This is a genomic window from Stenotrophomonas sp. 28608_Sma, from assembly GCF_056486185.1.
This window is the reverse complement of sequence record NZ_CM151308.1, coordinates 4,741,581-4,767,361: the sequence shown is the minus strand read 5'-3', so window position 1 is coordinate 4,767,361 and position 25,781 is coordinate 4,741,581. Positions and strand designations below refer to the sequence as shown.

The following is a 25,781-nucleotide window of genomic DNA, read 5'->3' as shown; positions in this document are numbered from 1 at the left end:
GGCTAGGGTAACGCGTTGCCGCGACGCCTGCTTGCGGCCCGTCTCAGGCCGCGTGAGCGCAGCCACAGCCGGGTGCATCGGCGCTGATATCGGCGTGCACGGTGCCGCCGTGGTCGTGGCCCTCTGCATCTACCTGCACCGCCATCGGTTGCAGGCCCAGGCGTGCGAACAAGGCCAGGTCGCGTTCGCTTTCCGGGTTGCCGGTGGTCAGCAGCTTGTCGCCATAGAAGATCGAATTGGCACCGGCCAGGAAGCACAGCGCCTGCAGTTCGTCGCTCATCGCCTCGCGCCCGGCGGACAACCGCACCATCGAGCGCGGCATGGCGATGCGAGCCACCGCGATCATGCGCACGAACTCGAACGGGTCCAGCTCGGCGCTGCCGTGCAGCGGCGTACCCGCCACCTGCACCAGCTTGTTGATCGGCACCGAATCGGGATGTGCCGGCAGCGTGGCCAGCGCCAGCAGCAGGCCGACGCGCTGCGCGCGCGTCTCGCCCATGCCGACGATGCCGCCGCAGCAGGTCTTCAGGCCGGCATCACGCACGTGCTCCAGCGTGTCCAGGCGGTCCTGGTACTGGCGCGTGTGGATGATCGAATCGTAGTAGTCCGGCGCGGTGTCGAGGTTGTGGTTGTAGTAGTCCAGGCCGGCGTCCTTCAGCGCACGTGCCTGTTCGCCACTGAGCATGCCCAGCGTGGCACAGGTCTCCAGGCCCAGTGCCTTCACCCCGGCGATCATTGCCGCCACCTTCGGAATGTCGCGGTCCTTCGGCGAACGCCACGCGGCACCCATGCAGAAGCGCGACGCACCGGCGGCCTTGGCCTGGCGTGCCTTGGCCAGCACCGCATCGGTCTCCATCAGCTTCTGCGCGTTCACCCCGGTGCTGTAGCGCTGCGCCTGCGGGCAGTACGCGCAGTCTTCCGGGCAGCCGCCGGTCTTCACCGACAGCAACGTGGAGACCTGCACCTGCGATGGGTCGAAGTGCTCGCGGTGGACCGCTGCGGCGCGGAACAGCAGCTCGGGGAACGGCAGATCGAACAGCGCCTGCAGTTCGTCGTGTTGCCAGTCGTGGCGGATGGAAGCAGCCATGGCGGGACCTTGGGTGCGAGTGGAGCGAGGGCGGCAGTGTGGGTGGGTGCGTTCAGGCTGTCAACTTCAATGTGTTAAAAATGGTTTACGGGGCGGTGGTGGCCCGCTTCACCGACTACCCGGTGACGCAACAACAGGCCGGCACGTGCTGCCGGGACACGCGTTGAAGCTGATCCGGAAAGAGGCGGTGCGCGGGGCCCTGGAGATACACTCAGGCGTGCACATTCAATCGGGTGCGTTGCAATGGACCCTCTCGACAGCTGGTTGCCCATCACCCGCGAAGAACTGGAAGCCCTGATCGCGCGGCAATTACAGGACTGCTCACCGGGGCATCGAGCCATCTTCGAGTCTCTGCGTGTGCCATTGCGCGCAATGCCACTGCACAGGCTGCGTACCATCGAGTCGGTGTGGGTGGTCGCACATCTACCTGACGGGTTGCTGTACTACGAGGACGTCGAGGAAGGGTTCGAGGTGGGGGCGCCCGGCGAGGATGGTGTACTGCCGGACCGGGGTTGTTCCCAGCTTGCGCTGACCCACGTTCTCAATCGTTTGGCGATCTGAACATCGGGCGTGGCAGATCGTTGCATCTGTCCGGGTTTCGGGTGCGTTTCCGGCAGTACCGGTGCATTTCACCGCATCCTGCAAGGCCTTCAGCCACAGTGGCCGCTGTCCGCCTTCCTCCGCAGCGTCCAGACTGCCCTGCATGACCGATCTCCATCGCCTCCGCGGCCGCATCACCGCGCTGGTTCTCAGCGAGGCCTGGCGCCGCCGTGCCGCGCTCTGGGGCGGCGCCGTGGCCGTGGCACTGGTGGCCATCCTGTTCGCCAAGGCCAGCGACGCGGCGTTTCACCTGTTCCAGCGCATCACCTCGCACTCGCCGTGGTGGGCCCTGCTGCTGACGCCGGGCATCTTCGCGCTGCTGGCCTGGCTCACTTCCGGTGTGCTGAAACCCACGCGGGGCAGCGGTATTCCGCAGGTCATCGCTGCGTTGGACAAGCCCGATGAGCCGTTCCGGAAGGTCAATCTTTCGCCTGCGGTCTCGGCGGGCAAGCTGCTGCTGACCTCGTTGTCGCTGCTGGGCGGCGCGTCGGTCGGGCGCGAGGGCCCGACGGTGCATGTGGGCGCCAGCCTGATGTACCTGTTCGGCCGCTGGTTCGGCTTCAAGGACCCGCGCGAGCTCTCGCACTTCCTGCTGGCCGGTGGTGCTGCCGGCATTGCGGCGGCGTTCAACACACCGCTGGCGGGTATCGTCTTCGCCATCGAAGAGCTCAGCGGCCGCTTCGAACATCGTTTCTCAGGCACCTTGCTGACCGCGGTGATCGTCGGCGGCGTGGTATCGCTCGGACTGCTGGGCAACTACACCTACTTCGGTCATGTGAGCGCGCGGCTGCCGCTCGGCCAGGGCTGGCTGGCGATCCTGCTGTGCGGCGTAGTGGCCGGGTTGCTGGGTGGATTGTTCGCGCGCGCGGTGCTGGCCAGTGCGGCGGGCCGCCCGCGTTGGCTGGGCCAGCTGCGGCAGCGGCATCCCGTGCTGCTGGCTGCAGGCTGCGGCCTGGTGGTGGTGGCGCTGGCGTTGACGTTCGGCGAAGGCGCGTTCGGCACCGGCTACGAGCAGGCGCGCAGCCTGGTGCAGGGGCAGGCGATGGTGGGCCATGAATTCGGTCTGATGAAGCTGCTGGCGAATCTGGCGTCCTACGTGGCGGGCATCCCCGGCGGCCTGTTCTCGCCGGCGCTGGCGGTCGGTGCCGGCCTCGGCCACAACCTGGCGGTGCTGATGCCGGGTGTGGATCCGCGTGCGTTCGTGCTGCTGGGCATGTGTGCCTATCTGACCGGCGTCACCCAGGCACCGCTGACCTCCGCGGTGATCTCGCTGGAGCTGACCGACAGCGGCGATCTGCTGCTGCCGATCCTGGCCACGGTGCTGATCGCACGTGGCGTGTCCGGGCTGGTGTGCCGGGTGCCCATCTATCGTGGGCTGGCGGAGGTGTTGATGATGCCCGCCGTGGCGCCGTCGGATGCCGGGGATCGCGAACGCGCGCCCTGAAGGGCGGCGCGGTAACAGATAGCGCTGACACCGCAGCACGCGGTCCGCTGATGGTGAAGCTGACGCAGCGATGGAAGGCTGGCGCATGCGCATCAACTTCCTGCACGCGGCAAGCACTGTCCCTCACGCGCTGCTCCGCGTTCTGCTGCCATTGCGTTGCCTGGTCTGCAACGACCCCGGCCACGATGGGCTGGATCTGTGCGCCGCGTGCTATGCGGAACTTCCGTGGTCGGGCCGCGCCTGCCTGCGCTGTGCATTGCCGCTGCCCGACAACGCCCTGATCGTCTGCGGCAGCTGCCGCGAGGAAGCGCCACCGCAGGCCGCTACCCATGCCAGCCTGCTGTACCTGCCACCGGTCGACCAGCTGCTGGTGCGCTACAAGTTCCATCAGGATCTCGCCGCCGGTCGCCTGCTGGCGCAGTTGATGCAGCGCGCACCGCCGCCGTGGTCATGCCTACCGCTGGTGCCGGTACCGCTGCACCGGCGCCGCCTGCGCCAGCGCGGCTACAACCAGGCGGCAGAACTGTGCCGCCTGCTGCCGATGCCGGTCTGGCAGGGGCTGTACCGGCGGCGGTATACCGCGCCGCAGTCTGAGCGTACGGCCGAACAGCGCAGGGAAAACCTGTTCGATGCGTTCGATGTACGTGGTCCGGTGCCGCCGCGACTGACAGTGGTGGACGATGTGATGACCACCGGCAGCACGGTGATGGAGGTTGCGGAGACGCTGCGGTGGGTGGGAGCGGACGAGGTGCGGGTATGGGTCTGCGCGCGGGCGCCGTGATCGCCCTCTTCATCACCAGGGGCTAGGATGAGCCCGGTTCCGGATCGAAGGAGTGGCCATGAATTCCCCCTTGTCTCCCTTGTTGTCGGCGGTTGGGCGCAGCTGGTGGATCCTCCTGCTGTATGGGCTGGTTGCGCTGGGCTTTGGCATCGTCGCCATCGGCTGGCCGCTGTCTGCAGCCATGGCATTGGCATGGACGCTGGGTGTGATGGCCATCGTTGAAGGTGTCATCAGCCTGTTCGCACTGGTCAGCGGCGGCAGCGGTGCCTCGCGTGGCTGGCTGGCGCTGTATGCCATCGCCTCGCTGGGTTTCGGCATCCTGGCGGTGATCAATCCGCTGGCCACCGCCAGCGTGCTGGTGCTGTTCCTGGCAGCGTGGCTGCTGGTGGCCGGCATCTATCGCATCGTGTTCGCGATCCGCGTGCGCAAGCAGATCCAGGGCGAGTGGCTGCTGATCCTCAGTGGCGTGCTGGCGGTGGTGCTGGGCGTGCTGTTCGCGGCCAACCCGTATGCGGGCGTTGCGGTGACCACGCTGTGGATCGGCATCGGCAGCCTGCTGTACGGGCTGTTGCAGGTGCTGGTGGCGTTCAAGCTGCGGAAGCTGAAGTGAAGGCTGCGCTTCCCCTGTTGCTGGGCATGGCGTTGACCCTGACCGGATGCATGCCGGGCGCTACGCCCGGTGCGTTGGCAGGCAAGGAGCATGCGCCACGCCCTGGCGTGGATGTGCGCCTGAGTGCGGTCGATGCGGCGGGCAAGGGTGCGCCGGCGCAGTGGCAGGGCGAGAACTTGGCCCTGCGCGAGCCGCCGATTGCCGGCAGCGCGGACATCGCCGATGTGCGTTATGTGCTGGATGAAGGCAAGCAGCCGGGCCTGCAGATCCGCTACCGGCCGGAGGCACATCAGCGCATCCACGATGGCACCGCTGCCTTGGTGGGCCAGCGTGCGGCGCTCAGCGTGGATGGCCGCGTGCTGATGGTGGCGACCGTGCAGGGGCCATTCGGTGAATCGATGATGCTGAGCGGGTTGTCCAGCGTTGCCGAGGCGCGGGAGCTGGCGAAGCACATCACTGGCGAATGACGGGCGCGCCATGAACCCGCGCTGCGCGCGGAGGTCGACCAAGGTCGACCGCTACCGGGCGAAGCGGGCCTCGATCTCTTCCAGCGACTTGCCCTTGGTCTCCGGCAGCCAGAACGCGGCTACCAGGAAGAACACGAAGGTGCACGCCGCCCAGAACACGAACATGCTGGCATAGCCGTAGTGCCCCACCGTGGGCAGGAAGATCGCGGCGATAGTGGTGGACACGAACTGGTTGATCAGCAGCGCGATGCTCATGCCGTTGGAGCGGATGCGGTTCGGCATCAGCTCGGACAGCGCGAGCCACACGCAGACGCCGGGCCCGACCGCGAAGAACGCGACGAACACCAGGATGCAGGCGGCCACGGCCCAGCCGTGCGCCGGTGGCGGCACCGGGCCGATGCGGGCCTGCTCGATGCGCAGCGGTGCCTGCGCGGCCTTGGCCGGGTCGGCGAACGGGTTCAGGTGCAGTTTGCGGAAGAACGCGCCGATCACGCTGTCCGGCTGCACGGTGCCGGCACGCTCGATGCGCAGCTCGCGGTCGGTCAGGTTGTCGCTGCGCAGGGCGCGCACATTGGTGAAGTCGCCGTAGGCGTAGGAGACGGTCAGCTGCATCGGCCGGCCCTGGCTGTCGATGCCATTGCTCAGGCGCTGCCACTGCGCATCATCCAGCACCAGCTGCAGGCCGTCGCCGCTGACCGCCGCCTGCAGCTGCGGCTGCACGTCGGTGCGGCCGCGTTCGGCCTGGAAGAAGAGGGTGGCGGCGGCCAGCAGGGCCACGCAGATGCCGCCACTGCCGAGCATCAGCAGGAACTTGCGGCCCTTGCGGTCGACCAGCAGCAGCGCGACCACGGTCATCACCGCATTGAGCAGCTTGATCGCCACGTCGGCACCATTGGCCACCGAGCCGGACAGGCCGGCCTGGTTGAGGATGTTCACCGCGTAGGCCAGCACCGAGTTGATGCCGGTGGCCTGGGTGCAGGCCAGCACTACGCAGGCGAGCAGGAACGGCACCACGTAGCGGCGGCTGAGCAGCGGGTCGCGCTTGCCGCTGCCGCTGCTCGATTCCGGTGCCTGGATCTGTGCAAGCGTCGGCTCCACCTCCGAAGCCGGCAGCACGCGCTGCAGGCTGCGGCGCGCGTCATCGATGCGGCCGCGACGCACCAGCCAGCGCGGCGATTCGGACAGCCAGAAGATGCCAGCGCAGAACAGCAGGCCCGGTGCCAGGCAGGTCCAGAAGATGGTGCGCCAGGCGTGGTCCTTCACCGTGAACAGTTCCTGCGCCTGCTGTGCCACCGGCAGTGAGCGCACGGCTTCGGCGGCGGCATCCACGGCGTGGGCGTGGTACAGGCCGATAAGGGCGGCCAGCACCAGGCCAACGGTCAGCAGCAGCTGGAACATGGCCGCGCCGCGCCCGCGTCGCTCGGGGCTGAGCACTTCGGCCAGGTACAGCGGAATCACCACACCGATCAGGCCACCACTGATGCCCTGCAGCAGCCGGCCGAGCAGCAGGGGCGTGTAGCCGGAGGCCAGTGCCATGATCGGGATTGAGGCGGTGAACAGCAGGCCGGCCAGCAGCATCGCACCGCGGCGGCCGATCAGGTCGGCAATCATGCCGGCGAACAGCGAGGACAGCACGCTGCCCAGCAGCACTGCCGCCACGACGAAGCCGAGCTGCTGGCTGCTGAGCTGCCAGGCGTGGCTGGCAGTCGCTTCAAGATAGGGCAGGGCGCCGGCGATGATGCCGATGTCGATGCCGTACAGCAGGCCACCGAGGCCGCCGATGAAGAGCAGGTAGCGTACGGGCCAGCGCGGAGCAGTGCTTGCAGTCATCGGCATATCCCAGGAGGCGTTTCGGTGCGGATTGCCTTCGTAGAGTCGAGCTTGCTCGACTGACCGCGCGGGGCGCGGCAGAGCAGTCGAGCAAGCTCGACTCTACAAAGGCGGTGCGTCAGGCATTTCCGGCGTTAAGGAGCGGCGGCACGTCAGGCGTTTGCGGCGTTCAAATCAACTACGCGCCCGCCCACCACCACCTGCTGCAGGCGCAGTTCGGCGTCCAGCACCACCAGGTCGGCGCGGGCGTCGGGCGCGATGCGGCCGCGATCGCCCAGGCCCAAGTAATCGGCCGGGAAGGTGGAAACACGTTGCGAGGCATCGGCCAGGTCCAGGCCCACACGCACCAGGTTGCGCAGCGCCTGGTCCATGGTCAGTGCACTACCTGCCAGCGAACCGGTAGCGAGGCGCACGCAGCCGCCACACTTGTGCACGCGCTGCTCGCCCAACGCGTACTCGCCGTCGGGCATGCCGGTGGCGGCAGTGGCGTCGGTCACCGCGTACAGGCGCGGAATCGCGCGCGCGGCCAGGCGGATCACGCCGGGGTGGATGTGCTGCAGGTCAGGAATGATCTCGGCGTACTGCGCATGCGCCAGTGCCGCCGCCGCAATGCCCGGGCGATAGTGATCGACGCCGGTCATGCCGTTGAACAGATGGGTGAAGCCGGAGGCACCGGCCTGCAGCGCGGCCACGCCTTCCTCGTAGGTGCCAGCACTGTGACCAAGCTGCACGCGGATGCCCATGGCCGAAAGTGCGGGAATCAGCGCGGTGTGCTCGCCGATTTCCGGGGCCAGCGTCATTACCCGGATCGGTGCCAGCGCATGCAGCTGCTGCACCAGTGCCAGCGTCGCCTCGATCGTGCGGTTGGGCTGCGCACCCAGACGCTGCGGGCTGATGAACGGTCCTTCCAGATGCACACCGACGATGCTGGCGGCGTCGGCATCGGGTGCCGCCATGGTGGCGGCCACGCCCTGCAGCGCGTACTCGATCTCGTCCAGCCCGGCGGTCATGGTGGTCGCCAGCAACGTGGTGGTACCGAAGCGCAGATGGGTGCGGGCGATGGTTCGCGCCACGTCGCCGCCCTGCATCAGGTCCACGCCGGCCGCGCCATGCACATGCAGGTCGATGAAGCCGGGCAGGATCACCGGCAGCTGCAGGTCGTCAGCGCCGCTGTGGTCATCCACCTGCAACTGGCGCACGTGCGAATCGAAGTGGACGTGGCCACGTCGCCAACCCAGCGGGGTGAGGATGCGGCCATGCAGGGTGCGGGTGTCGGTCATGCGGTGGGCTCGGCGATGATCACTTCGATGCCCAGCCGCTGCAGCCCCTCACGGGTTGCGTCGTCAATGCCGGCGTCGGTGATGATGGCGTGGATCTGATCCAGCAGGGCGATGCGATGCAGGCTGACGCGGCCGAATTTGGAGGCGTCGGTCAGCACCACGATACGGCGCGCACGCTCGACCATGCGATGGTTGAGGCGGGCTTCGGCTTCATCGTGGGTAGTCAGGCCGAACTGCAGGTCCAGGCCGTCCACGCCCAGGAACAGGGTGTCGAAGCTGTACGAATTGAGGCTGGCCTCGGCCTGGCTGCCCTGCAGCGACAGCGACTGCTGGCGCAGCAGCCCACCGGTCAGCAGTACGGTGATGCCTGCGGCATTGGCCAGTTCCCAGGCGATGTTCAGGCCGTTGGTCATCACCGTCACGTCGCGATGCGCGCGCAGGTGGCGGGCCAGGGTCATCGTGGTCGAGCCGGAGTCGATGATGATGTTGTCGCCGGGCTGCACCAGGCGCGCAGCGCGCGCACCGATCGATTCCTTCAGCGGCAGGTTCAGCGCGTCTTTCTCGTGGATGTCCTGTTCCTGCGGCGGCGTACGAACGAGCGTGGCGCCGCCATGGGTACGGTTGGCCAGGCCCTGCGACTCAAAGTGGGTCAGGTCGGCACGGATGGTCACCGCCGACACGCCGAAGCGCTCGACCAGATCGGCCACCTGCACCGAGCCATGCTCGATCAGCAGCTGCAGGATCTGTTGCCGGCGGGAGCGGGTGTTGCGCATGGCCATTCTCGGTTTCGCGGGAAAAGGTAGAGATTAGCCGTTCGCAGGAACGCCGGCAGCCGAGCCCGCGTTCTGCGTGCGGGGGCCGGCCTGGTTGGCGCTGCAGGCGCGGGCGTATTCGCCCAGGCACAGGCCGATACGGTGCTGCACCAGGGCGGTGGGGGTGTTGGCCAGACGGCCCTCGCGCACGGCGCGGTACTGCTCCGGCAGGTACTGGCTGAGCAGCACCAGCGGCGGCGCATGCTGCTCCAGGTTGGCGAACAGAGTCTGCACCGCCTGCACCAGCGCCGGCTCGCCCCAGTAGTAGCGGCAGCGGTCGCTGAAGGAGTAACTGCGCAGCAGGCGAAGCGTGGCGTCATCGCCCTGGTAATAGGACTGCCAGTATTTCGGCTGCGCCAGCATCACCTCGTCCAGCACCTGCGGCAGGCGCGAGCACTGCGCGGCCGGCAGCAGCTCGGCCTCGATCGCGGCCAGCGCGAACAGCGCCTCGCGGTAGGCGAAGGTGGCCGCCGGGCCGACCTTCAGGATGGCGAAGTGATCGCGCACCAGTGCATGCAGGCCGCTTTCGCGCTGGTAGTCGGTGGAATGCGCTTCGAACACGATGCGCGGCTGCTGTTCGAGGAAGCCGGCCAGCGTGCTGGCGGCTGCGGCATCGTACTCGTGCACGCTGCTGTGGTCGAAGTCCACGCCCGGCTGCACCACCATCGCGATCACGCGCTGCCACGCGTCGCGCAGCTGCAGCGTGTCGAACGCCTGCTGGTGGATGGCCAGGGTCTGCGCGGCGGCGGCCGGCGTGGTTACCTGCAGACCTTCGGCCAGCGAGGCTTCGCCACCGGGAATCGGCACCTCGGTACCGATCACGTAGACCGGCGGCGGCAGGCCGTGTTCGGCGGCGGTACGTTCGGCGATCTCGGCCAGCTCGGCCGAACGCGCGGCGACGATGGCATCGGGCAGCGGCACCGGGTCATCGGCGCAGGACATGCTGCAGTCCAGGTGGATCTTGTGGAAGCCGGCGGCGACGTAGGCTTCGATCAGCACGCGCGCGTGGGTCATCGCTTCGGCGGCCGGGCGCTTCTGCCAGGCATTCGGGCCGAGGTGGTCACCGCCCAGGATCAGCCGTTCGCGCGGGAAGCCTTCCTCATCGGCCAGCGTGCCCACGTAATCGCGGTACTGCGGTGGGGTCATGCCGGTGTAGCCGCCGAACTGGTCGACCTGGTTGGAGGTGGCCTCGATCAGCAGCACGGTGCCGTGTGCCAGCGCCACGTGCATGGCCGCGCGCAGCACCTGCTCGTTGCTGCAGCAGACGCTGTACAGGCCGACGTTGGCGCCAGCGCGGTGGGAGGCAAGCAGGGTCTGCAACGGGGACATGGTCAGGCTCCGGACATCAGGAAAACGAGGGTTGGCAGGCGAGCAGGGCAGCACCACGTGCGCCGCCGGCATCGCCAAAGCGTGGCGGCACGATCGGTGGTACCTGCACGCCGTTGAACAGATGCGCGGCGATGGCCGCAGGCAACTGCTGGTACAGCGGCGCATACTGCGAAAGACCACCGCCGAGCACGATCACGTGCGGGTCCAGCGCCAGCACCAGCGCGGCCAGGCTGTGGCCGAGCAGGTCGCGATGGATGTCCAGCGCCTTGCGTGCGCGGGCATCGCCGGCTTCGGCCAATGCAATCACCGCGCTGGCATCTGCGGCGCTGCCACCGAGGTGGCGTTCGATCATCGCCACGCCGCTGCCGGACACATAGCGCTCCACGCAGCCCTGCAGGCCGCAGGCGCAGTCGATCAGCGGCAGGCCGTGGCGCTGCAGCAGATGACCGGGCACGCTCCAGTGGCCCCATTCGCCGGCCAGCCCGTTGAAACCGGACAGCAGGCGGCCGTGCAGGCAGAAACCACCGCCCGCGCCGGTGCCGAGGATGGCGCCGAACATGCTCGGATAGCCGTCGGCGGCACCGCCGTGTGCTTCCGACAGGGCAAAACACTGCAGGTCGTTGCCGAAATGCAGCGGCCGCTGCAGGCGCGCCTGCAGGTCGGCCGCCACGCTGTGGCCGGTCAACGCCGGCACGTTCGCGCTGAGCTGGCGACCGCTGCGGCGGTCACGCACGCCGGGCAGGGCGATGCCGATGGCCGCATCGCTGCGGCCGAGGGCGGCGTCCGCCTCGGCCACCAGCGCCACCACCGCCTGCAGGAAGCCGTCGTAGTCACCCTGTGGGGTGGCCACGCGGCGGCGCCAGGTGACCTGCATCGCCGCATCGCACGCCACCAGCTCGATCTTGGTGCCGCCGATGTCGATGCCGTAGCAGGCGTGGGCGATCAGCTCAGCCATGGTGGATGGTGACGCCCTTGACGACGCGGTTGACGGTGCCGTCCGGGAACGGGTTGTCCGGAGTCAGGCCCAGCGCAGCCGAGCGCTGCAGCGCGAACAGCTGCGCAAAGCCCAGCCACACCGGCGCCAGCCACGGATCATCCAGTGCCGGTACGGTGAGGGTGTACTCGTCGTCCGCACCGATGTCCGAATGCGGGCCGATCGCCAGCACCTGGCCGGCCACGCCATCGCGGCGCAGTTCTTCCAGCAGGTCCTGTTCGTAGCGGCGCGCCAGCGGCTGCACGCTGCGCAGCACCACCACCAGGGTGTTGCCGTCCAGCGTCGACTTCGGGCCGTGGCGGAAGCCCAGCGGGGTGTTGGCCAGCGCCAGCACGCGGCCGGCGGTCAGTTCCAGCACCTTCAGCGCGCACTCGCGTGCCAGCGCTTCCAGCGGGCCGCTGCCGAGGTAGATGATGCGGTTGAACGGGCGCTGTGCCAGCGCGGCCACCGGTGCATCCCACTGTGCCTGGCCTTCGCGGGCCAGCGCGGCGATCTGCTTCAGGCGCGCCACACGCGCATCCCACGGCGAACGATCGAACACGGTCAGCGCGGCCAGCAGCATGCAGGTCAGGCTGCTGGTCATGGCGAAGGCACGGTCACAGCTGGCCGATGGCATCAGCAGGGTGCAGGTATCGGCACGGCCGGCGCCACGACGGGCCAGTTCGCCATCGGCATTGCAGGTGATGTCGAGGAAGCGCGCGTCATCCACGTCGCTGCGCACGCGGTCCACCGCTGCCACGCTTTCCGGGCTGGAGCCGCTGCGGCCGAACGAGACCAGCAGGGTCGGGCGGTCGCGCTGCAGGTACAGCGCCGGGTGGGTCAGCAGGCTGGTGGTGTGCACCACGCGCACATCGGCCTGCCATTGCGCGTTGATGGCATCGGCCACCATTTCGGCGATGAAGCCGGAGCTGCCGGCGCCGGTGAACAGCACGCGCTGGTTGGGATCGTTGAGGCTGTCGCCGAGGAAGGCCTGCAGGCGGTCGCGGGCACGCGACAGATCCTGTGCGAGGGCGTCCCACAGCGCTGGCTGCTGGGCGATTTCGGTAGCGGTATCGGCTCCGCCAAGGCGCTGCCAGGCGGACACATCGGAAAGCAGGGTGACGTCCATTCGGAGGTTCCAGTTGGGCCAGCGCACCATCTGTGTTTTCTTTCGAAATGTCAAATAGCGAAAGTAAAAAGAAAGAAAATGGCATGGTGACTTTTCCCGCCCGGGAGTGCTTGGGAAAACGAAAGAACCGGCCAGATGCCGTATCGCACAATGCTTAACAGGCGCCTGCAAGCGCTTACACAAAGTATTGCGGCGCAACAACTTTCGTTTCAATGGAATATATCTTCCTTTTTCCTTTCAATTTGTTGACATCTTTCGAATCGCTGCCCTAGAGTCGGCCCAATCGCTTTCGAAACGCCCGGTGAACGGGTTGGGAGTCCGCGTGGAAATCTGCGTTCGTCGCTCGCCGCTGATGCTGGCCCTGTTGCCGGCATTGATGCTGGCGTCCATGCCGGCCCGGGCCGAGCCCGTCGGCAACCTGCGTTCGGTCAGCGCCAGCGCCAGCCGCGACGGCGTGCAGGGCTGGGACCTGCAGACCGACAAGGGCGCGCGCATCCGCATCGAACTGCCGGCCACCGACATCATCCGCGTGCAGGCCGGCCGCAACGGCACGCTGACCGGTGCCGGCGACAAGGGCGCACCGATCGTGCTGCCGCAGCCCAAGGCGAACGTGAAGGCGCAGCTGGAAGAAGACGCACAGGAAATCCGCGTGCGCACCGATGCACTGGTCCTGCATGTACAGCGGCAGCCGCTGCGCATGCGCCTGGAACGCCTGGACAACGGCCAGCCCACCGCGCTGTGGCAGGAACTGCAGCCGCTGGACCTGGATGCCACGCAGAGCGTGCAGGTGCTGTCCTCGCAGGCCGATGAGGGCTACTTCGGTGGCGGCCAGCAGAACGGCCGTTACCAGTTCAAGGGCCGCGAGCTGGAGGTGTCCTACTCCGGCGGCTGGGAAGAGGGCGACCGCCCCAGCCCTGCACCGATGCTGCTGAGCAGCCGTGGCTGGGGCATGCTGCGCAACACCTGGAGCGATGGCAGCTACGATCTGCGCGAGGCCGACCAGGCCACGCTGCTGCACCGCGAAGACCGCTTCGATGCCTATTACTTCGTCGGCGCCGACCTGCCGAAACTGATCGAGCGCTACACCCAGCTGACCGGCCGCCCGAACATGGTCGCGCGCTGGGCGCTGTCCTACGGCGATGCCGATTGCTACAACGACGGTGACAATGCCAAGAAGCCCGGCACCGTGCCCGAAGGCTGGAGTGACGGCCCGACCGGCACCACGCCGGATGTGATCGACTCGGTGGCCAAGCAGTACCGCGCCCACGACATGCCCGGTGGCTGGATCCTGCCCAACGATGGCTACGGCTGCGGTTACAAGAAGCTGCCGGAAACCGTGCAGGGCTTGGCCAAGTACGGCTTCCGCACCGGCCTGTGGACCGAGAACGGCGTCGACAAGATCGCCTGGGAAGTGGGCAAGGCCGGCAGCCGCGTGCAGAAGCTGGACGTGGCCTGGACCGGCAAGGGCTACCAGTTCGCGATGGACGCCAACCGCCAGGCGTTCAACGGCATCCTCGACAGTTCCGATTCGCGCCCGTTCCTGTGGACGGTGATGGGCTGGGCCGGCATCCAGCGCTACGCCGTAGCGTGGACCGGCGACCAGAGCAGCAGCTGGGATTACATCCGCTGGCACGTGCCGACCCTGGTCGGTTCGGGCCTGTCCGGCATGGCCTACGCCAGTGGCGATGTGGATGCGATCTTCGGCGGCAGCGCCGAAACCTTCACCCGCGACCTGCAGTGGAAAGCCTTCACCCCGGTGCTGATGGGCATGAGCGGCTGGTCGTCGAACGCACGCAAGCACCCGTGGTGGTACGACGAGCCCTATCGCAGCATCAACCGCGATTACCTGAAGTTGAAGATGCGCCTGACCCCGTACATGTACGGGCTGGTGCACGAGGCCGCGCAGACCGGTGCACCGCCGGTGCGTGGCCTGATGTGGGACAACCCGCGCGATCCGCATGCGCAGGATGAAACCTACAAGTACCAGTTCCTGCTCGGCCGCAACCTGCTGGTGGCGCCGGTGTACCGCAGCCAGGCCGCAAGCCGTGGCTGGCGCCGCGACATCCACCTGCCTGCCGGTGGCTGGATCGACTACTGGGATGGTCGCCGCGTGCAGGCCGCCGCCGACGGCCGCCAGCTCGACCGCCAGGTGGACCTGGCCACGCTGCCGGTGTTCGTGCGAGCCGGTGCGATCCTGCCGATGTACCCGTCGATGCTGTTCGATGGCGAAAAGCCACTCGATGAGGTGACGTTCGACCTGTACCCGCAGGGCGATTCGCAGTACACGCTGTACGAGGACGACGGCAACACCCGCCGCTACCAGCAGGGCGAATCGAGCACGCAGCAGATCCGCGTGCAGGCGCCGGCGCAGGGCAGCGGCCCGGTGCAGGTGCAGATTGATGCCGTGCAGGGCCAGTACAACGGCCAGCTGGCGCAGCGTCGTTATGGCCTGCGCGTGCTCAGCCGCCAGGCGCCGCGTGTGGTGCAGGCCGGTGGCCGCGCGCTGCCGGCGCTGGCCGATGCCGCTGCGTTCAACAACGCCAGTGAAGGCTGGTACTTCGATGCCAAGGAGCGTCGTGGCACCGTGCATGTGCGCACCGCCGCCCAGGATATCCGCCAGCCGCTGCAGCTGCAGCTGGACTTCGCGGTGGCCGCCGCGGCCGCCGATGATGCCTATCCGGCCGCGCCGGTGCTGGGCCGCGAACTGCCGGCCGACAGCCTGCTGGTGGTCAACCGCCCGGCCGAAGAACCCGGTCATGCGTTGGAAAATGCCTTCGATGATGATCCGGGCACCTGGTTCCGCAGCGTGCGCAACCAGGCCGTGCGCACCGGCGCGCATGAGTGGGTGATCGGCTTCGGCGAGCGCAGGATGATCGACGGCATCGACATCGCACCGCGCAACGACAAGAACTGGAAGCACGGCCAGGTCCGCGACTATGAGGTCTACCTGGGTGACAGCAATGGCGAGTGGGGCGAGCCGATCGCCCGTGGCCGCCTGCAGCTGAAGGAAGGCATGCAGCGCATCGACTTCCCGGCCCACGCCGGTCGCCTGCTGCGTTTCCGTGTGCTGAGCGTGCAGAACCCAGAGGGTGATGGCGCCAGCAGCACCGACCCGATGGTGACCGCCGCACAGGGCAGCGCCCGCGCCTTCGATGCATTGCAGCCGCGCGACGTCGGCCCGATCGCGCTGTCCACCTTCCACATCCTCGAACACCAGGAACCGGAGCGACCGGCCCGGCAGCGCTATCTCTCCGAGCTGCCGGTGCCGGCCGCGCTGGCCAGCCAGGTGCGCACCGACCAGTCCTTCCGTGGCGACGCCGGCATGCGCATGAACGGCCTGCAGTTCCGTCGTGGCCTGGGCGTCGGCGCCAACAGCCGCATCGACCTGCGTCTGCAGGGAGGCTGGCACCTGCTGCGCGCCGACCTCGGCATCGACGACGCCTGCCGCACTGCCGGTGGCCTGCAGTTCCAGGTCTGGGGTGACAACCGCCTGCTGTACGACAGCGGCCTGGTCAAGGCGCCCGGCGTGGTCAAGCCGGAGCTGGACATCCGTGGCCTTTCCACCCTGAGCCTGCGCACGCTGGGTGCGCAGGGCAGCCAACCCGCCCAGGTCTGTGCCAACTGGGCCAACGCCGTGCTGATCGGCCAGGAGGGCGACTCCGCCAGCATCGTCGCCCCATGACCCCTACGTAACACCGCTCCTCCCCCCGCCCATTCCGACTACGGCCCTCATGGCCGTGGCCCGGGAGCGTTTTGCCCGCCGAACGCCCACGCGCTCACTTTTTGCGCCGCACCCCTGCCAGGAGAGAACCCCGATGTTGCCCGCCCGCCACCACCGCCCCCCCTGTCGTTCGATCGCTCCGCTGACGCTGGCCATTGCCGGCGTGCTGTTGTCGGTCGCCGTTCCTGCCTTCGCCCAGGAGAGCAAGGACAAGGCCACCGACCTGGCCCGCATCGAGGTCACCGGCTCCAACATCCGCCGCACCGACGTTGAAACCGCGTCGCCGGTGCAGGTGATCAGCAAGCAGGACATCCAGAACATGGGTGCGCGCACGCTGCTGCAGGTGCTGGACAACCTGCCGGCCGCACGCCCGGCGCAGCAGGATGCGCGCTCGCTGTTCACCGGCTCCGATGGTGCCTCGCAGGCCAACCTGCGTGGCCTCGGCGCACAGGGCACGCTGGTGCTGCTGAACGGTCGTCGCCTGTCGTACTACGGTGCGCCGGCCGGCTTCCAGACCCAGTTCGTCAACATCGATGCGATCCCGGCTGCGGCCATCGAGCGCATGGAAGTGCTGACCGACGGCGCCTCGGCGGTGTACGGCACCGATGCGGTGGCCGGTGTGATCAACGTGATCACCAAGCGCAACTTCCAGGGGGCCGAGGTCAGCTTCACCAACGACACCTCCTCGCGCATCGATTCCTACGGCGAGCGCCAGGCCAGCATCACCGCCGGCTTCGGTGACCTGACCGAGAACCGCTTCAACATCTACGGCGCGGTGAACATGTACCGCCGCGACGCGATCCCGCTGAGCGATTTCTACGACAAGCGGCCCGACCAGTACTACGTCAACAATCCGAACTACCTCAACAACCTGCGCCTGGGCGTGGGCAGCAAGCCGGGTGAATTCAATCCGGGCACTTACTTCGCCTTCGATCCAGTCACCGGCCGCCGTGTGCAGGAAGCTGCGCCGGGTTGCAGGAACGTGCTGACCAGTGAAGCGGCCGGTCCGCGTTGCGTCTGGGAAACCTGGATGAACAACGAGATCGATGCCGGCGCCAAGTCCGAGCGCAACACCGCCTACCTCAACGGCACCTTCCTGGTCGGTGACAGCACCGAGATCTTCGCCGAGGCGACCTACACCGACATCGACCTGCGCGCCAACGGCGGCACGCCGCGCACCTACGGCACCACCACCGGCAACCCGACCAGCTGGTTCTCGCGCAATACCGGCAACACCGTCAACCAGTTCCTGTACCCGTTCCTGGGCCCGAACAACGAATACAACCACGCCAGCCCGCAGATGAAGGCGATGATGGGCGGTGTGGTCGGCCTGAACTACCTGCTGCAGGATGCCGGCCCGAACTATTTCGGCCAGCGCAATACCGACAAGAGCTACCGCGTGCTGGCCGGTGCGCGTGGCAACCGGGGCGACTGGAACTGGGAAACCGCGTTCGCCAGCGCCGGCACCCACTCCACCACCTACCAGACGATCAACGTCAACACCAAGGGCTTCGAGAAGGCCTTCGGCCCGTACACGATCGATCCGGGCACCGGCCGCGTGATCATTTCCGACCATCCGGCGTACAAGTTCGGCGAGATCAGCGAAGCCAACGCCGCGCTGATCCGTGAAGCGTTCCCGACCTTCGACATCCAGTCGTGGACCCGCCTGCACACCCTCGACGGCAAGATCGAAGGCCCGCTGTTCCAGCTGCCGGCCGGCGAGATGCGTGCGGCATTCGGCTTCAACGCCAGCCGCGAAACCTTCTACACTCCGGGCAACGCCGACGCCGCCAACGGTCTGATCACCCAGCAGGGCGGTTCCTGGTTTGACGGCAAGCGCAACACCTACGCGCTGTTTGCCGAAACCGTGGCGCCGATCACCGACAAGCTGGAACTGGATGCGGCGGTGCGCGTGGACAAGTACCCGAACTTCAGTGCCAACGTGGCACCGAAGATCGGCTTCAAGTACCAGGCGTTCGACCAGCTGATGCTGCGCGGTACCTACTCCACCGGCTTCCGTGCACCGAGCCTGGCCGAGTCCGGCAATGGCGGCGTGTTCGCCCAGCTGGGCGGCTTCCGCGACGAGCTGCGCTGCAACGAGACCAACGCCATCGCGAACCTGTTGCTGAAGTCGCAGCGGCCGGGTGATGTCGACCTGGGCAAGAACATGCTGAACGTCGACTGCAGCCGCACCGTTGCGCGCATGACCCAGCCGAACAAGGACCTGAAGCCGGAGAAGGCGAAGATCGCCACCCTCGGCTTCGTCTACGAGCCGGCGAGCTGGCTGTCGGTGTCGGCCGACTACTGGTTCATCTACCGCAACAACGAAATCGTCGCGCCGGACTATCGCCGCATGGAAGACATCATCTCGATGTCGCGCTCGCCGATCACCGACAGCGACCGCGCCAACCTGGCGCAGCTGGCGGCCATGTGTGCCGACCCGGCCAGTGGCGTGAGCTGCCCGTCGGTGCTGCCGGGCTATTCGGCCGGCAACGTGGCCAGCGTGGTGGGCCAGTACAAGAACCGAGGCAAGACGCTGATCGACGGCTTCGACATCGATGCACGCAGCCGCTTCTCGCTGGGTGACTGGGGCAACCTGAACATCGGTCTGGCTGCCACCATCGCCAACCGCAACCGCTTCTACATGGACGAAGCGAGCGGCTGGTACTACGGCGACGTGGTGGGCTACTACAACAACCCGCGCCTGCGTGCCACGCTCAACGCCGACTGGACCTACAAGCAGGTCACCACCAGCATGTTCGTCAACTACGTGGGCGGCACCAAGTGGGCCACCGACCAGGTTGATGAGGTGAGCAACAACAAGGAAACCTGCACCGGCGGCTACCTGGCCCTGCAGAAGAGCAAGTGTGATGGTGCACCGTCGTGGTGGACCGCCAACATGAGCGTCACCTGGCGCCCGGATGATGCGTGGAACCTGAGCTTCACGGTCAAGAACCTGTTCAATCGCCTGCCGTTCTACGACCCGAACAGCTTCCTGGGTGACTCCAGTGACTACGCAACGATCTTCGGTCGTGGTTACAGTGTGACTGTCGGTTACCGGTTCAAGTAATTCCGTTTGCGTGACCTGGCGTGCCGGCTTCGGTCGGCACGCTGCCAAGAGGAGAGATGTTTGCCATGAAGCGTAGGGAATTCATTGCGGCCAGTGCCGCTGTCGCCGCCAGCAGCCTGTTGCCGCAGACCCCGGCATGGGCACGCGGGCGCAAGGTGAGCCTGGCCATGATCGGTACCGGCATGCGTGGCCTGGTGCTGCTGAAGGAACTGGTGCGCCGCGATGACGTCGAGGTTGTCGCCGTCTGCGATATCGAGCCGATCATGCTCGGCCGCGCGGTGGAGATGGTCAGCAAGGCCGACAAGCCGGCACCGAAGACCTACGGTCAGGATCGCGACACCAATGCCTGGAAGCGCCTGCTGGAACAGAAGGGCATCGATGGCGTGATCATCGCCACGCCGTGGGAGTACCACGCGCCGATGGCGATTGCCGCAATGCAGGCTGGCGTGGCGGTGGGCTGCGAAGTGGTGGCCGGCATCACCCTGCAGGACCACTGGGACGTGTTGAAGACCCAGCTGAGCACCGGCACCCCGTACATGCTGCTGGAGAACGTCTGCTACCGCCGCGACGTGATGGCCGCGCTGCAGATGGTGCGCCAGGGCCTGTTCGGCGAGCTGGTACACCTGCAGGCCGGCTACCAGCACGACCTGCGCGGCGTGAAGTTCAATTCCGGTGACCCGAACCAGCCCTACGACAGCGGCGTGGAGTTCGGTTCCAAGGGCTGGAGCGAAGCGCGCTGGCGCACCGAGCATTCGGTGGAGCGCAATGGTGAGCTCTACCCCAGCCACGGCATCGGCCCGTGCGCGATGTACACCGGCATCAACCGCGGTAATCGCTTCACCCACATCAACGCCTTTGCGACCAAGGCGCGCGGCCTGCACGAATACACCGTGGCCAAGAGTGGCGGCACCACCCATCCCAGCACCAAGGTGAAGTTCAAGCTGGGCGACATCGTGACCACCACGCTGGCCTGCGAGAACGGCGAGACCATCCTGCTGCAGCACGACACCTCGCTGCCGCGCCCGTACTCGATGGGCTTCCGCGTGCAGGGCACCAAGGGCCTGTGGATGGATGTGAACCATTCGATCCACATCGAAGGCCGCAGCCCGCCGCACCAGTGGGAAGAGTTCAAGAAGTACCAGGACGAGTACGAGCACCCGCTGTGGAAGCAGAATGCCGAGACCGCTGCCAGCGCTGGTCATGGTGGCATGGACTGGTTCGTCATCCATGCGTTCGTGGAAGCGCTGAAGGCCAAGGCACCGATGCCGATCGACATCTATGACGCGGTGACCTGGAGCGCGATCACCCCGCTGAGCGAGCAGTCGATCGCCAACAGCTTCCAGACGCTGGAATTCCCGGACTTCACTGCAGGTGCGTGGAAGCAGCGTAAGCCGATCTTCGCGTTCGACGGGAAGTATTGATTCGCTCTTGTAGAGTCGAGCCATGCTCGACTGTTTTGAACACAACGCCGGGCCATGCCCGGCGTTGCTGTTTGCGGCGCCCCCTAACAGGCTCATGCTAGGCTCGGCTTCGTGCCCGGCAGTTGATGTCAATCGACAGAGAGGAGCTTGCCTGATGCGCCTGCTGACCTTCACCTGTCCACTTTGCGGCGCTGCCGGGCAGCGATTCCCGCTGCTTTCCGCATCGAGACGGCAGGCGAAGACGGCATGCAGGGGATGTGGCGTGATGCTGCGCTCGGATCCCCGCTTGGGCCTGCACACGCTCTACCTGCTGCATACGCAGATCATCGTGCTGCTGGCTGCATTGCCCATGATCTGGGCCTGTGCCTTGGGCCGATGGTTCTGGTTGGCTGTGATCTGGGCCGCGGTGCTGGCGTTGTGCTGGTTCCCCGGCGTAATCAGGCACGCACGAAGTCCGATCATGCGCGCCTGCCGGGATCCCGATTACAGCTACGCGCGCAGGCCGGGCGGACCATCCACCGGCGGCACCGCAGAACCGGCACCGTGCAGCCGCATTCCATGATGGCTATCGATGGATGTCCTACGGTGTTCGCGTCGGTCCCAGCTCAATCGGCAGGCCAACCCGCTGCCACCCGGTCCGCCAGCACCAGTTCGGTATCCATCTGCCGGCCATCGCGTAGATAGCGGACGCCAACGCGCGTTCCCACCGGACGCTCGCGCAGCAGCGCACGCCAGTCCCCCAGTATCCGTGCGGCAATCGGCTCTCCCGCAATCATGACGATGCAGTCATCCCTGCGCAGGCCGGCGCGTGCACCGGCGCTGGTCGGCGCTACATCGGCTACGCGCAGTGCACCGTCCTCGGCCTGCAGCCACAGTCCGCTGCGGTCGAAGGCATCGGACTGCGTGCTTTCAGCGTTGGGCACCAGATAAAGGCGCTTGGTGTTGTAGTCGATGCCCATGGAGAAGCGCCGCAGCACGCCGCCGCCCAGGATCGCGCCATAGTCGGCCAGGGCCAGCGCGCCCTTGTCGGTGCTGGACAGATCACCGACCAGACCAGTGACTTTGATGTCGCCCATGCGCAGCACACCGAGCCGGGCCGGTCGCGCGCGGCCGGGGCCACCGAGGCCCCATCCAAGTACTGCCTCCTCGCTGGCGTGGTACTTCTCCAACAAACGATGGGTGCGCACGAACGGGCTGCTCAGGCTCAGCGAGTTGCGTGAGCCGGTGTCCAGCCACAACCGCAGCGGGATGCCGTCCAGTTCGCCGTTCAATACCGGCGCGCGGTCGTCCTGCTCGAACGGCAGCACCACCGCGTTGGCGGGTGGCCGGTAGTGGCCCGGTCGAGTGAAGCTGAGCACGCGCGCGCCGTAGTCGAAGGTGGTGACGAAGCGCAGGAAGGTCTCGTAGCCAATGAAGCCATCGTGTGGCACGCCCATCGAGTTGATCTGCTGGCCGAGGTCGATGATGTGGAACACCGGGTTTGCAAGGTGCGCGTCACCGATGCGCAGGTGGCGGGCCTGCGCCAGGCCCAGGTCGCTGGCGTTGTCGCCGGCACCATGCACGCTCAGGCGGCCCGCTGTGGTCAGCCCCAGGCGCTTGGCGGCGATCGGTGTCAGCAGGTTGATGGCACCGGTATCCACCAGGAAGCGCGCTGGTTGGCCGTCCACTTGGGCCTCGATGTAGACATGGTTGTTGATCAGGTCGAACGGGACGCGGGTGGTGCCGCTGGCATCCTCGATGTAGCTGTCGTCGGCCATCGCTGGTGGTGCATACAGCCCATCCGGCACAGGGAGATCCACCCGGTAGCGCTGCACCTGCACGTGGCTGCGCAGTCGCGGATCGGCTCGGCCCTGGGAATCGAGCGTATCGGTGATGATGCGATGGGGCAGCAGCAGGCCATCGACCGCCCGGTAGTCCTCCAGCGTGGTGGCGGTGGGTGTGCGGGGGGAGGCGATGACCACCCGGCCGAGCAGGCCGCTGCGCGCGTCGAACCAGAGTTCGATCGGGTCCGCTTCCTCCGGCGTCGTCGACAGCACGTCATAGCGCTGCCCGTCGTGGACCTCGGTACGTGGGCCTGCAAAGCGCGAGGCCGGATAGGCGCTGGACCAGTAGGCGCGGGTGGCCAGCCACGCCTGCGTGCGGGCAGTGCGGCGTGGCACGGTGCCATCCAGCAGGCCTACTTCGCCGCCGTAGTCGCGGCGCCACGACAGCTTGCCGTCGAAACCCTGGGCAACAGTGAAGGCCCCCAGCTGCGCCTGTTCGGCATAGCGCCCGGCGCGCAGGTCCTGGTTGAGCTGCCAGCGGCCTTGCAAGCCACCGAGCGAGTGCTCGCCCTCAGCCTGCAGGCGCTGTACCGACAGCCACGGCTCGCCGCCACTGGCTGCACGGGCGCGGGCCAGCACACCCGCCGCATCCCCCACCGCAGCCTGCGCAGGAACCGCCAGCATCCACAGCAGGCCGAACATCATCCGTTGCCATCGCATTGCATCACCTTCTTCGTCGGGTCGAGCGCTGATGGCAACGCAGCGGCGGGCGCCGTTCGACCGGGCGTGAAGGATTGGACGTTCAGCCGGAGGTGGCGCGGCTGCGGCGGTATTCGCTGGGGGTCTGCCCGGTGGCGCGCTTGAACGCGCTGTTGAACGTGGACTTGCTGCCGAAGCCGGCGGCAAGGCCGATGTCCAGCACGCTGCGTGGGTCAGCCGGGTCGGAGAGGCAGGATTTCGCCGCCGTGATGCGGAAACCGGTCACGAACTCGGAGAAGCTCTGGCCCAGGCCCTGGTTGAGCGCCTGCGAGACCTGGTTGGGTGACCAACCGCTATGCTGGCTCAAGCCCTGGAGATCGAGTCCGGGGGCTTCATGCAGGCGTTGGTCCTGCATCAATGCGGTCAGCGCGCTGGCGATGGCCGCGCATTGCGCCGCGTCGATGCCCGAGCGCTGGTAGCGTGCGACGGCGACGTCCTCGGTGGGCGCGGGGACAAGGTTCCCCATGCCCGGTGCAGCGGCGCTCACAGGCGCGCGCAGCTGCTGCCGCACCACGCGGCAGGCCAGCAGGTACATGCCGGCGGTGGTCAGCAGGCTGAGCCCGATGCTGGCCAGCAGCGGAGCGGTGTCCGGCGGCCACCGGTTCATCGCGCTGGCAAGCCAGCAGCCCGCCATCACGATCGCCAGCCCGCGCAGTCCGCTGCGTTGGATGGCGGTTCCGCGCGAGGCCGAAGACGTGCGCAGCGAAAGCCACAGCGTGGCCAGCAGGTAGGGGGCGCCCTGCAGCAGCCAGCCATGGAAGCTGAGCGGGAACAGCACCTTGCCCAGCGGCAAGCCCTCGGAAGGCGCGAGTGCGTTCAACAGGGAAATGACGAATGCGAGGCCAGCCGGCAGCAGATGCGCGAGCGGCAGCAACGAAGTGTGGCCCGGTGCGGGCAACAGCAGCGCACGCGCATGGCCATACAGCAGCGGACCGAGCAGATAGACCAGCGGCACTTCGATGACCCGCAGCCAGCGCACCGCGTCGGCCGAGAGCCAGGCCTGGCCACCCAACAGCACCAGTCCGAACAGATTGGCGGCGGCGAAACAGGCGAAGAAGATGGTGAGCAGATGACTGCCACGCCGGGCGCGGCCGAAGCTCACTCCGGTGGACAAGGCGGCCAGGCCCAGAATCGCAGCGCCTGCCGCCAGCTGCAGCAGATCCGGTGGCGTCATGCGCGCAGTGTTGATGAAGCGCGCGGCAACGTCCAGCGCGGGCTGGCAGCGGGCAGGCAACACAGGGGGAGATGGCGCGCCCGGAGGGATTCGAACCCCCGACCAATGGCTTCGGAAGCCACTACTCTATCCGGCTGAGCTACGGGCGCGTTGTAGAACCGCCGCGCCACCGACCAGTGCCGGGGCGGGCATCGCAGCGCCATGAGGCGGTGCGGGACCGGCATTCTATCCAGTTTCGCCGAACAAATCTTCCCCCATGGGCAAAGCCCTGCCGGAGGGGCAGGAGTATCCTATCGCCATGGCTGATACCCCCCTCACTTCGCCGCAGTCGCCGGCGACGCCGCGTTGGCGGCATTACTGGAGTCTGATGCGCGCTGATCGCCCGATCGGCACGCTGCTGCTGCTGTGGCCCACCTGGTGGGCGTTGTGGCTGGCCGCGGGCGGCATGCCGCCGCTGTGGACGCTGTTCGTGTTCACCGCTGGGGTGTGGCTGACCCGCTCGGCCGGTTGCGTCATCAACGACTACGCCGACCGCTGGCTCGACCCGCATGTGGAGCGTACCAAGGCGCGTCCGCTGGCCACCGGTGCGATCAGTGGCCGCGCTGCGCTGGCGTTGTTCGCGGTGTTGATGCTGGTGGCATTCGGCCTGGTGCTGACCCTGAACGGGCTGACCATCGGCCTCAGCTTCATCGGCGTGTTCCTGGCCGCCAGCTACCCGTACCTGAAGCGCTACACCCATCTGCCGCAGGTCTACCTGGGCATGTCGTTCGGCTGGGGCATCCCGATGGCGTTCGCCGCCGTGCAGGGCGAGGTGCCGATGCTGGGCTGGCTGCTGTATGCCGGCAACATCCTGTGGTCCACCGCCTACGACACCTGGTACGCCATGGTCGACCGCGAGGACGACCTGAAGATGGGCTCGCACTCCACCGCGATCCTGTTTGGTGACCTCGACCTGGTCATCCAGGGCGTGTTGTACGCGCTGTTCCTGGCCACCATGGCGCTGGTCGGCGTGCGCGGCGGGCTGGGCGGCTATTACCTGGTGGGCGTGGCGGTGGCCGCTGCGCTGGTGGTGTACGAGTTCTGGATCTGCCGCAACCGCGAGCGCGGCCCGTGCTTCAAGGCGTTCCTGCACAACAACTGGGTGGGTGCCGCGCTGTTCGCCGGCATTGCCGTGGATCTGGCGCTGCGTTGACCCCAGGGTCTGGTAGAGCCGGCCGCTGGCCGGCTGCAGCCGTATGCGGTCCCGAGGTTGCCGGCCAGCGGCCGGCACTACCGCCTTCTACCACCTGCGATGATGCTTGGATCTGGTAGAGCCGGCCGCTGGCCGGCTGCACCCGTATGCGATCCCGAGGTTGCCGGCCAGCGGCCGGCACTACCGCCTTCCACCACCTGCGATGATGCTTGGATCTGGTAGAGCCGGCCGCTGGCCGGCTGCACCCGTGTGCGATCCCGAAGTTGCCGGCCAGCGGCCGGCACCACCATCCCGCCACCTACGACCAATAGGTGGCTGACAGCCTGCACCTCACCGCCC

At 67.3% G+C, this 25,781-nt stretch carries 19 protein-coding genes and 1 tRNA gene; 10 read left to right on the top strand and 10 right to left on the bottom strand.

The window, feature by feature from the left end:
* Positions 1-43: 43 nt before the first annotated feature.
* Entirely contained in the window at positions 44-1,087 is a 1,044-nt protein-coding gene (gene bioB / locus ACZLHH_RS22455) for a biotin synthase BioB (protein ID WP_180844637.1), read from the bottom strand.
* Positions 1,088-1,330: 243 nt separating this feature from the next.
* On the opposite strand from bioB, the gene ACZLHH_RS22450 reads away from it, so the two are divergent.
* The 5 genes from ACZLHH_RS22450 to ACZLHH_RS22430 all read left to right on the top strand — a co-directional run bounded on the left by ACZLHH_RS22450 (position 1,331) and on the right by ACZLHH_RS22430 (position 4,989).
* Entirely contained in the window at positions 1,331-1,648 is a 318-nt protein-coding gene (locus tag ACZLHH_RS22450; protein ID WP_180844636.1) for a hypothetical protein, read from the top strand.
* 142 nt (positions 1,649-1,790) lie between these two features.
* Positions 1,791-3,131, top strand: coding sequence for a chloride channel protein (locus ACZLHH_RS22445; protein ID WP_180844635.1), 1,341 nt, complete (start codon positions 1,791-1,793; stop codon positions 3,129-3,131).
* Positions 3,132-3,216: 85 nt separating this feature from the next.
* Positions 3,217-3,912 (top strand): ComF family protein, encoded by a 696-nt coding sequence (locus ACZLHH_RS22440; RefSeq protein WP_180844634.1) that lies wholly within the window; start codon positions 3,217-3,219, stop codon positions 3,910-3,912.
* 58 nt (positions 3,913-3,970) lie between these two features.
* Entirely contained in the window at positions 3,971-4,522 is a 552-nt protein-coding gene (locus ACZLHH_RS22435) for an HdeD family acid-resistance protein (protein ID WP_049461697.1), read from the top strand.
* Positions 4,523-4,572: 50 nt separating this feature from the next.
* Entirely contained in the window at positions 4,573-4,989 is a 417-nt protein-coding gene (locus ACZLHH_RS22430; protein WP_219634963.1) for a SecDF P1 head subdomain-containing protein, read from the top strand.
* Between the two features lie 51 nt (positions 4,990-5,040).
* Here ACZLHH_RS22430 and ACZLHH_RS22425 read toward each other — a convergent pair whose 3' ends face one another.
* From ACZLHH_RS22425 to ACZLHH_RS22400, 6 genes are all read right to left on the bottom strand, one after another.
* Positions 5,041-6,819: an MFS transporter gene (locus ACZLHH_RS22425; protein WP_180844632.1), complete on the bottom strand. Its 1,779-nt coding sequence runs from the start codon at positions 6,817-6,819 to the stop codon at positions 5,041-5,043.
* Positions 6,820-6,971: 152 nt separating this feature from the next.
* Entirely contained in the window at positions 6,972-8,099 is a 1,128-nt protein-coding gene (gene nagA / locus ACZLHH_RS22420; protein ID WP_180844631.1) for an N-acetylglucosamine-6-phosphate deacetylase, read from the bottom strand.
* Complete coding sequence (locus ACZLHH_RS22415; RefSeq protein WP_014038836.1) at positions 8,096-8,872, bottom strand: DeoR family transcriptional regulator; 777 nt, start codon at positions 8,870-8,872, stop codon at positions 8,096-8,098. Before ACZLHH_RS22415 ends, nagA begins: the two co-directional genes overlap by 4 nt.
* 33 nt (positions 8,873-8,905) lie before the next feature.
* Positions 8,906-10,240, bottom strand: a complete 1,335-nt coding sequence (locus ACZLHH_RS22410; protein WP_180844630.1) for a D-tagatose-bisphosphate aldolase, class II, non-catalytic subunit — start codon at positions 10,238-10,240, stop codon at positions 8,906-8,908.
* Between the two features lie 16 nt (positions 10,241-10,256).
* Complete coding sequence (locus ACZLHH_RS22405; RefSeq protein ID WP_180844629.1) at positions 10,257-11,195, bottom strand: ROK family protein; 939 nt, start codon at positions 11,193-11,195, stop codon at positions 10,257-10,259.
* Positions 11,188-12,342 carry an SIS domain-containing protein gene (locus ACZLHH_RS22400; protein ID WP_049400849.1) on the bottom strand — a complete coding sequence of 385 codons (1,155 nt, stop codon included), beginning with the start codon at positions 12,340-12,342 and terminating at the stop codon, positions 11,188-11,190. The genes ACZLHH_RS22405 and ACZLHH_RS22400 overlap by 8 nt, the downstream gene beginning before the upstream one ends.
* Positions 12,343-12,664: 322 nt before the next feature.
* Here ACZLHH_RS22400 and ACZLHH_RS22395 point away from each other — a divergent pair, with 322 nt between their 5' ends.
* The 4 genes from ACZLHH_RS22395 (at position 12,665) to ACZLHH_RS22380 (ending at position 21,116) form a co-directional block, all read left to right on the top strand.
* Positions 12,665-16,024 carry a TIM-barrel domain-containing protein gene (locus ACZLHH_RS22395; RefSeq protein ID WP_180844628.1) on the top strand — a complete coding sequence of 1,120 codons (3,360 nt, stop codon included), beginning with the start codon at positions 12,665-12,667 and terminating at the stop codon, positions 16,022-16,024.
* A gap of 133 nt (positions 16,025-16,157) precedes the next feature.
* Positions 16,158-19,133: a TonB-dependent receptor domain-containing protein gene (locus ACZLHH_RS22390; RefSeq protein ID WP_180844627.1), complete on the top strand. Its 2,976-nt coding sequence runs from the start codon at positions 16,158-16,160 to the stop codon at positions 19,131-19,133.
* A gap of 65 nt (positions 19,134-19,198) precedes the next feature.
* Positions 19,199-20,554, top strand: a complete 1,356-nt coding sequence (locus ACZLHH_RS22385) for a Gfo/Idh/MocA family protein (RefSeq protein WP_197573008.1) — start codon at positions 19,199-19,201, stop codon at positions 20,552-20,554.
* Between the two features lie 154 nt (positions 20,555-20,708).
* Positions 20,709-21,116, top strand: coding sequence for a hypothetical protein (locus ACZLHH_RS22380; RefSeq protein WP_180844625.1), 408 nt, complete (start codon positions 20,709-20,711; stop codon positions 21,114-21,116).
* Positions 21,117-21,159: 43 nt separating this feature from the next.
* Here ACZLHH_RS22380 and ACZLHH_RS22375 read toward each other — a convergent pair whose 3' ends face one another.
* The 3 genes from ACZLHH_RS22375 to ACZLHH_RS22365 all read right to left on the bottom strand — a co-directional run bounded on the left by ACZLHH_RS22375 (position 21,160) and on the right by ACZLHH_RS22365 (position 24,399).
* The gene (locus ACZLHH_RS22375) at positions 21,160-23,037 is read right to left on the bottom strand and encodes an aspartyl protease family protein (protein WP_180844624.1); all 1,878 of its coding nucleotides are present in this window, start codon (positions 23,035-23,037) and stop codon (positions 21,160-21,162) included.
* An 82-nt stretch (positions 23,038-23,119) separates the two neighbouring features.
* Positions 23,120-24,313, bottom strand: a complete 1,194-nt coding sequence (locus ACZLHH_RS22370; protein ID WP_223276873.1) for a helix-turn-helix transcriptional regulator — start codon at positions 24,311-24,313, stop codon at positions 23,120-23,122.
* 9 nt (positions 24,314-24,322) lie between these two features.
* Positions 24,323-24,399 (bottom strand) — tRNA-Arg (locus ACZLHH_RS22365).
* 149 nt (positions 24,400-24,548) lie between these two features.
* On the opposite strand from ACZLHH_RS22365, the gene ubiA reads away from it, so the two are divergent.
* Positions 24,549-25,442 (top strand): 4-hydroxybenzoate octaprenyltransferase, encoded by an 894-nt coding sequence (gene ubiA, locus ACZLHH_RS22360; protein ID WP_180844623.1) that lies wholly within the window; start codon positions 24,549-24,551, stop codon positions 25,440-25,442.
* The last annotated feature ends 339 nt before the right edge of the window (positions 25,443-25,781 follow it).

Excerpts from the sequence above, each read along its gene's own strand:
- ACZLHH_RS22430 (WP_219634963.1), top strand. The coding sequence starts at position 4,573 with ATGCCGGGCGCTACGCCCGGTGCGTTGGCAGGCAAGGAGCATGCGCCA.
- ACZLHH_RS22410 (WP_180844630.1), bottom strand. The coding sequence starts at position 10,240 with ATGTCCCCGTTGCAGACCCTGCTTGCCTCCCACCGCGCTGGCGCCAAC.
- ACZLHH_RS22400 (WP_049400849.1), bottom strand. The coding sequence starts at position 12,342 with ATGGACGTCACCCTGCTTTCCGATGTGTCCGCCTGGCAGCGCCTTGGC.
- ACZLHH_RS22440 (WP_180844634.1), top strand. The coding sequence starts at position 3,217 with ATGCGCATCAACTTCCTGCACGCGGCAAGCACTGTCCCTCACGCGCTG.
- ACZLHH_RS22435 (WP_049461697.1), top strand. The coding sequence starts at position 3,971 with ATGAATTCCCCCTTGTCTCCCTTGTTGTCGGCGGTTGGGCGCAGCTGG.
- ACZLHH_RS22415 (WP_014038836.1), bottom strand. The coding sequence starts at position 8,872 with ATGCGCAACACCCGCTCCCGCCGGCAACAGATCCTGCAGCTGCTGATC.
- ACZLHH_RS22390 (WP_180844627.1), top strand. The coding sequence starts at position 16,158 with ATGTTGCCCGCCCGCCACCACCGCCCCCCCTGTCGTTCGATCGCTCCG.
- ACZLHH_RS22425 (WP_180844632.1), bottom strand. The coding sequence starts at position 6,819 with ATGACTGCAAGCACTGCTCCGCGCTGGCCCGTACGCTACCTGCTCTTC.
- ACZLHH_RS22405 (WP_180844629.1), bottom strand. The coding sequence starts at position 11,195 with ATGGCTGAGCTGATCGCCCACGCCTGCTACGGCATCGACATCGGCGGC.
- ACZLHH_RS22385 (WP_197573008.1), top strand. The coding sequence starts at position 19,199 with ATGAAGCGTAGGGAATTCATTGCGGCCAGTGCCGCTGTCGCCGCCAGC.
- bioB (WP_180844637.1), bottom strand. The coding sequence starts at position 1,087 with ATGGCTGCTTCCATCCGCCACGACTGGCAACACGACGAACTGCAGGCG.
- nagA (WP_180844631.1), bottom strand. The coding sequence starts at position 8,099 with ATGACCGACACCCGCACCCTGCATGGCCGCATCCTCACCCCGCTGGGT.
- ubiA (WP_180844623.1), top strand. The coding sequence starts at position 24,549 with ATGGCTGATACCCCCCTCACTTCGCCGCAGTCGCCGGCGACGCCGCGT.
- ACZLHH_RS22445 (WP_180844635.1), top strand. The coding sequence starts at position 1,791 with ATGACCGATCTCCATCGCCTCCGCGGCCGCATCACCGCGCTGGTTCTC.
- ACZLHH_RS22450 (WP_180844636.1), top strand. The coding sequence starts at position 1,331 with ATGGACCCTCTCGACAGCTGGTTGCCCATCACCCGCGAAGAACTGGAA.
- ACZLHH_RS22380 (WP_180844625.1), top strand. The coding sequence starts at position 20,709 with ATGCGCCTGCTGACCTTCACCTGTCCACTTTGCGGCGCTGCCGGGCAG.
- ACZLHH_RS22375 (WP_180844624.1), bottom strand. The coding sequence starts at position 23,037 with ATGCGATGGCAACGGATGATGTTCGGCCTGCTGTGGATGCTGGCGGTT.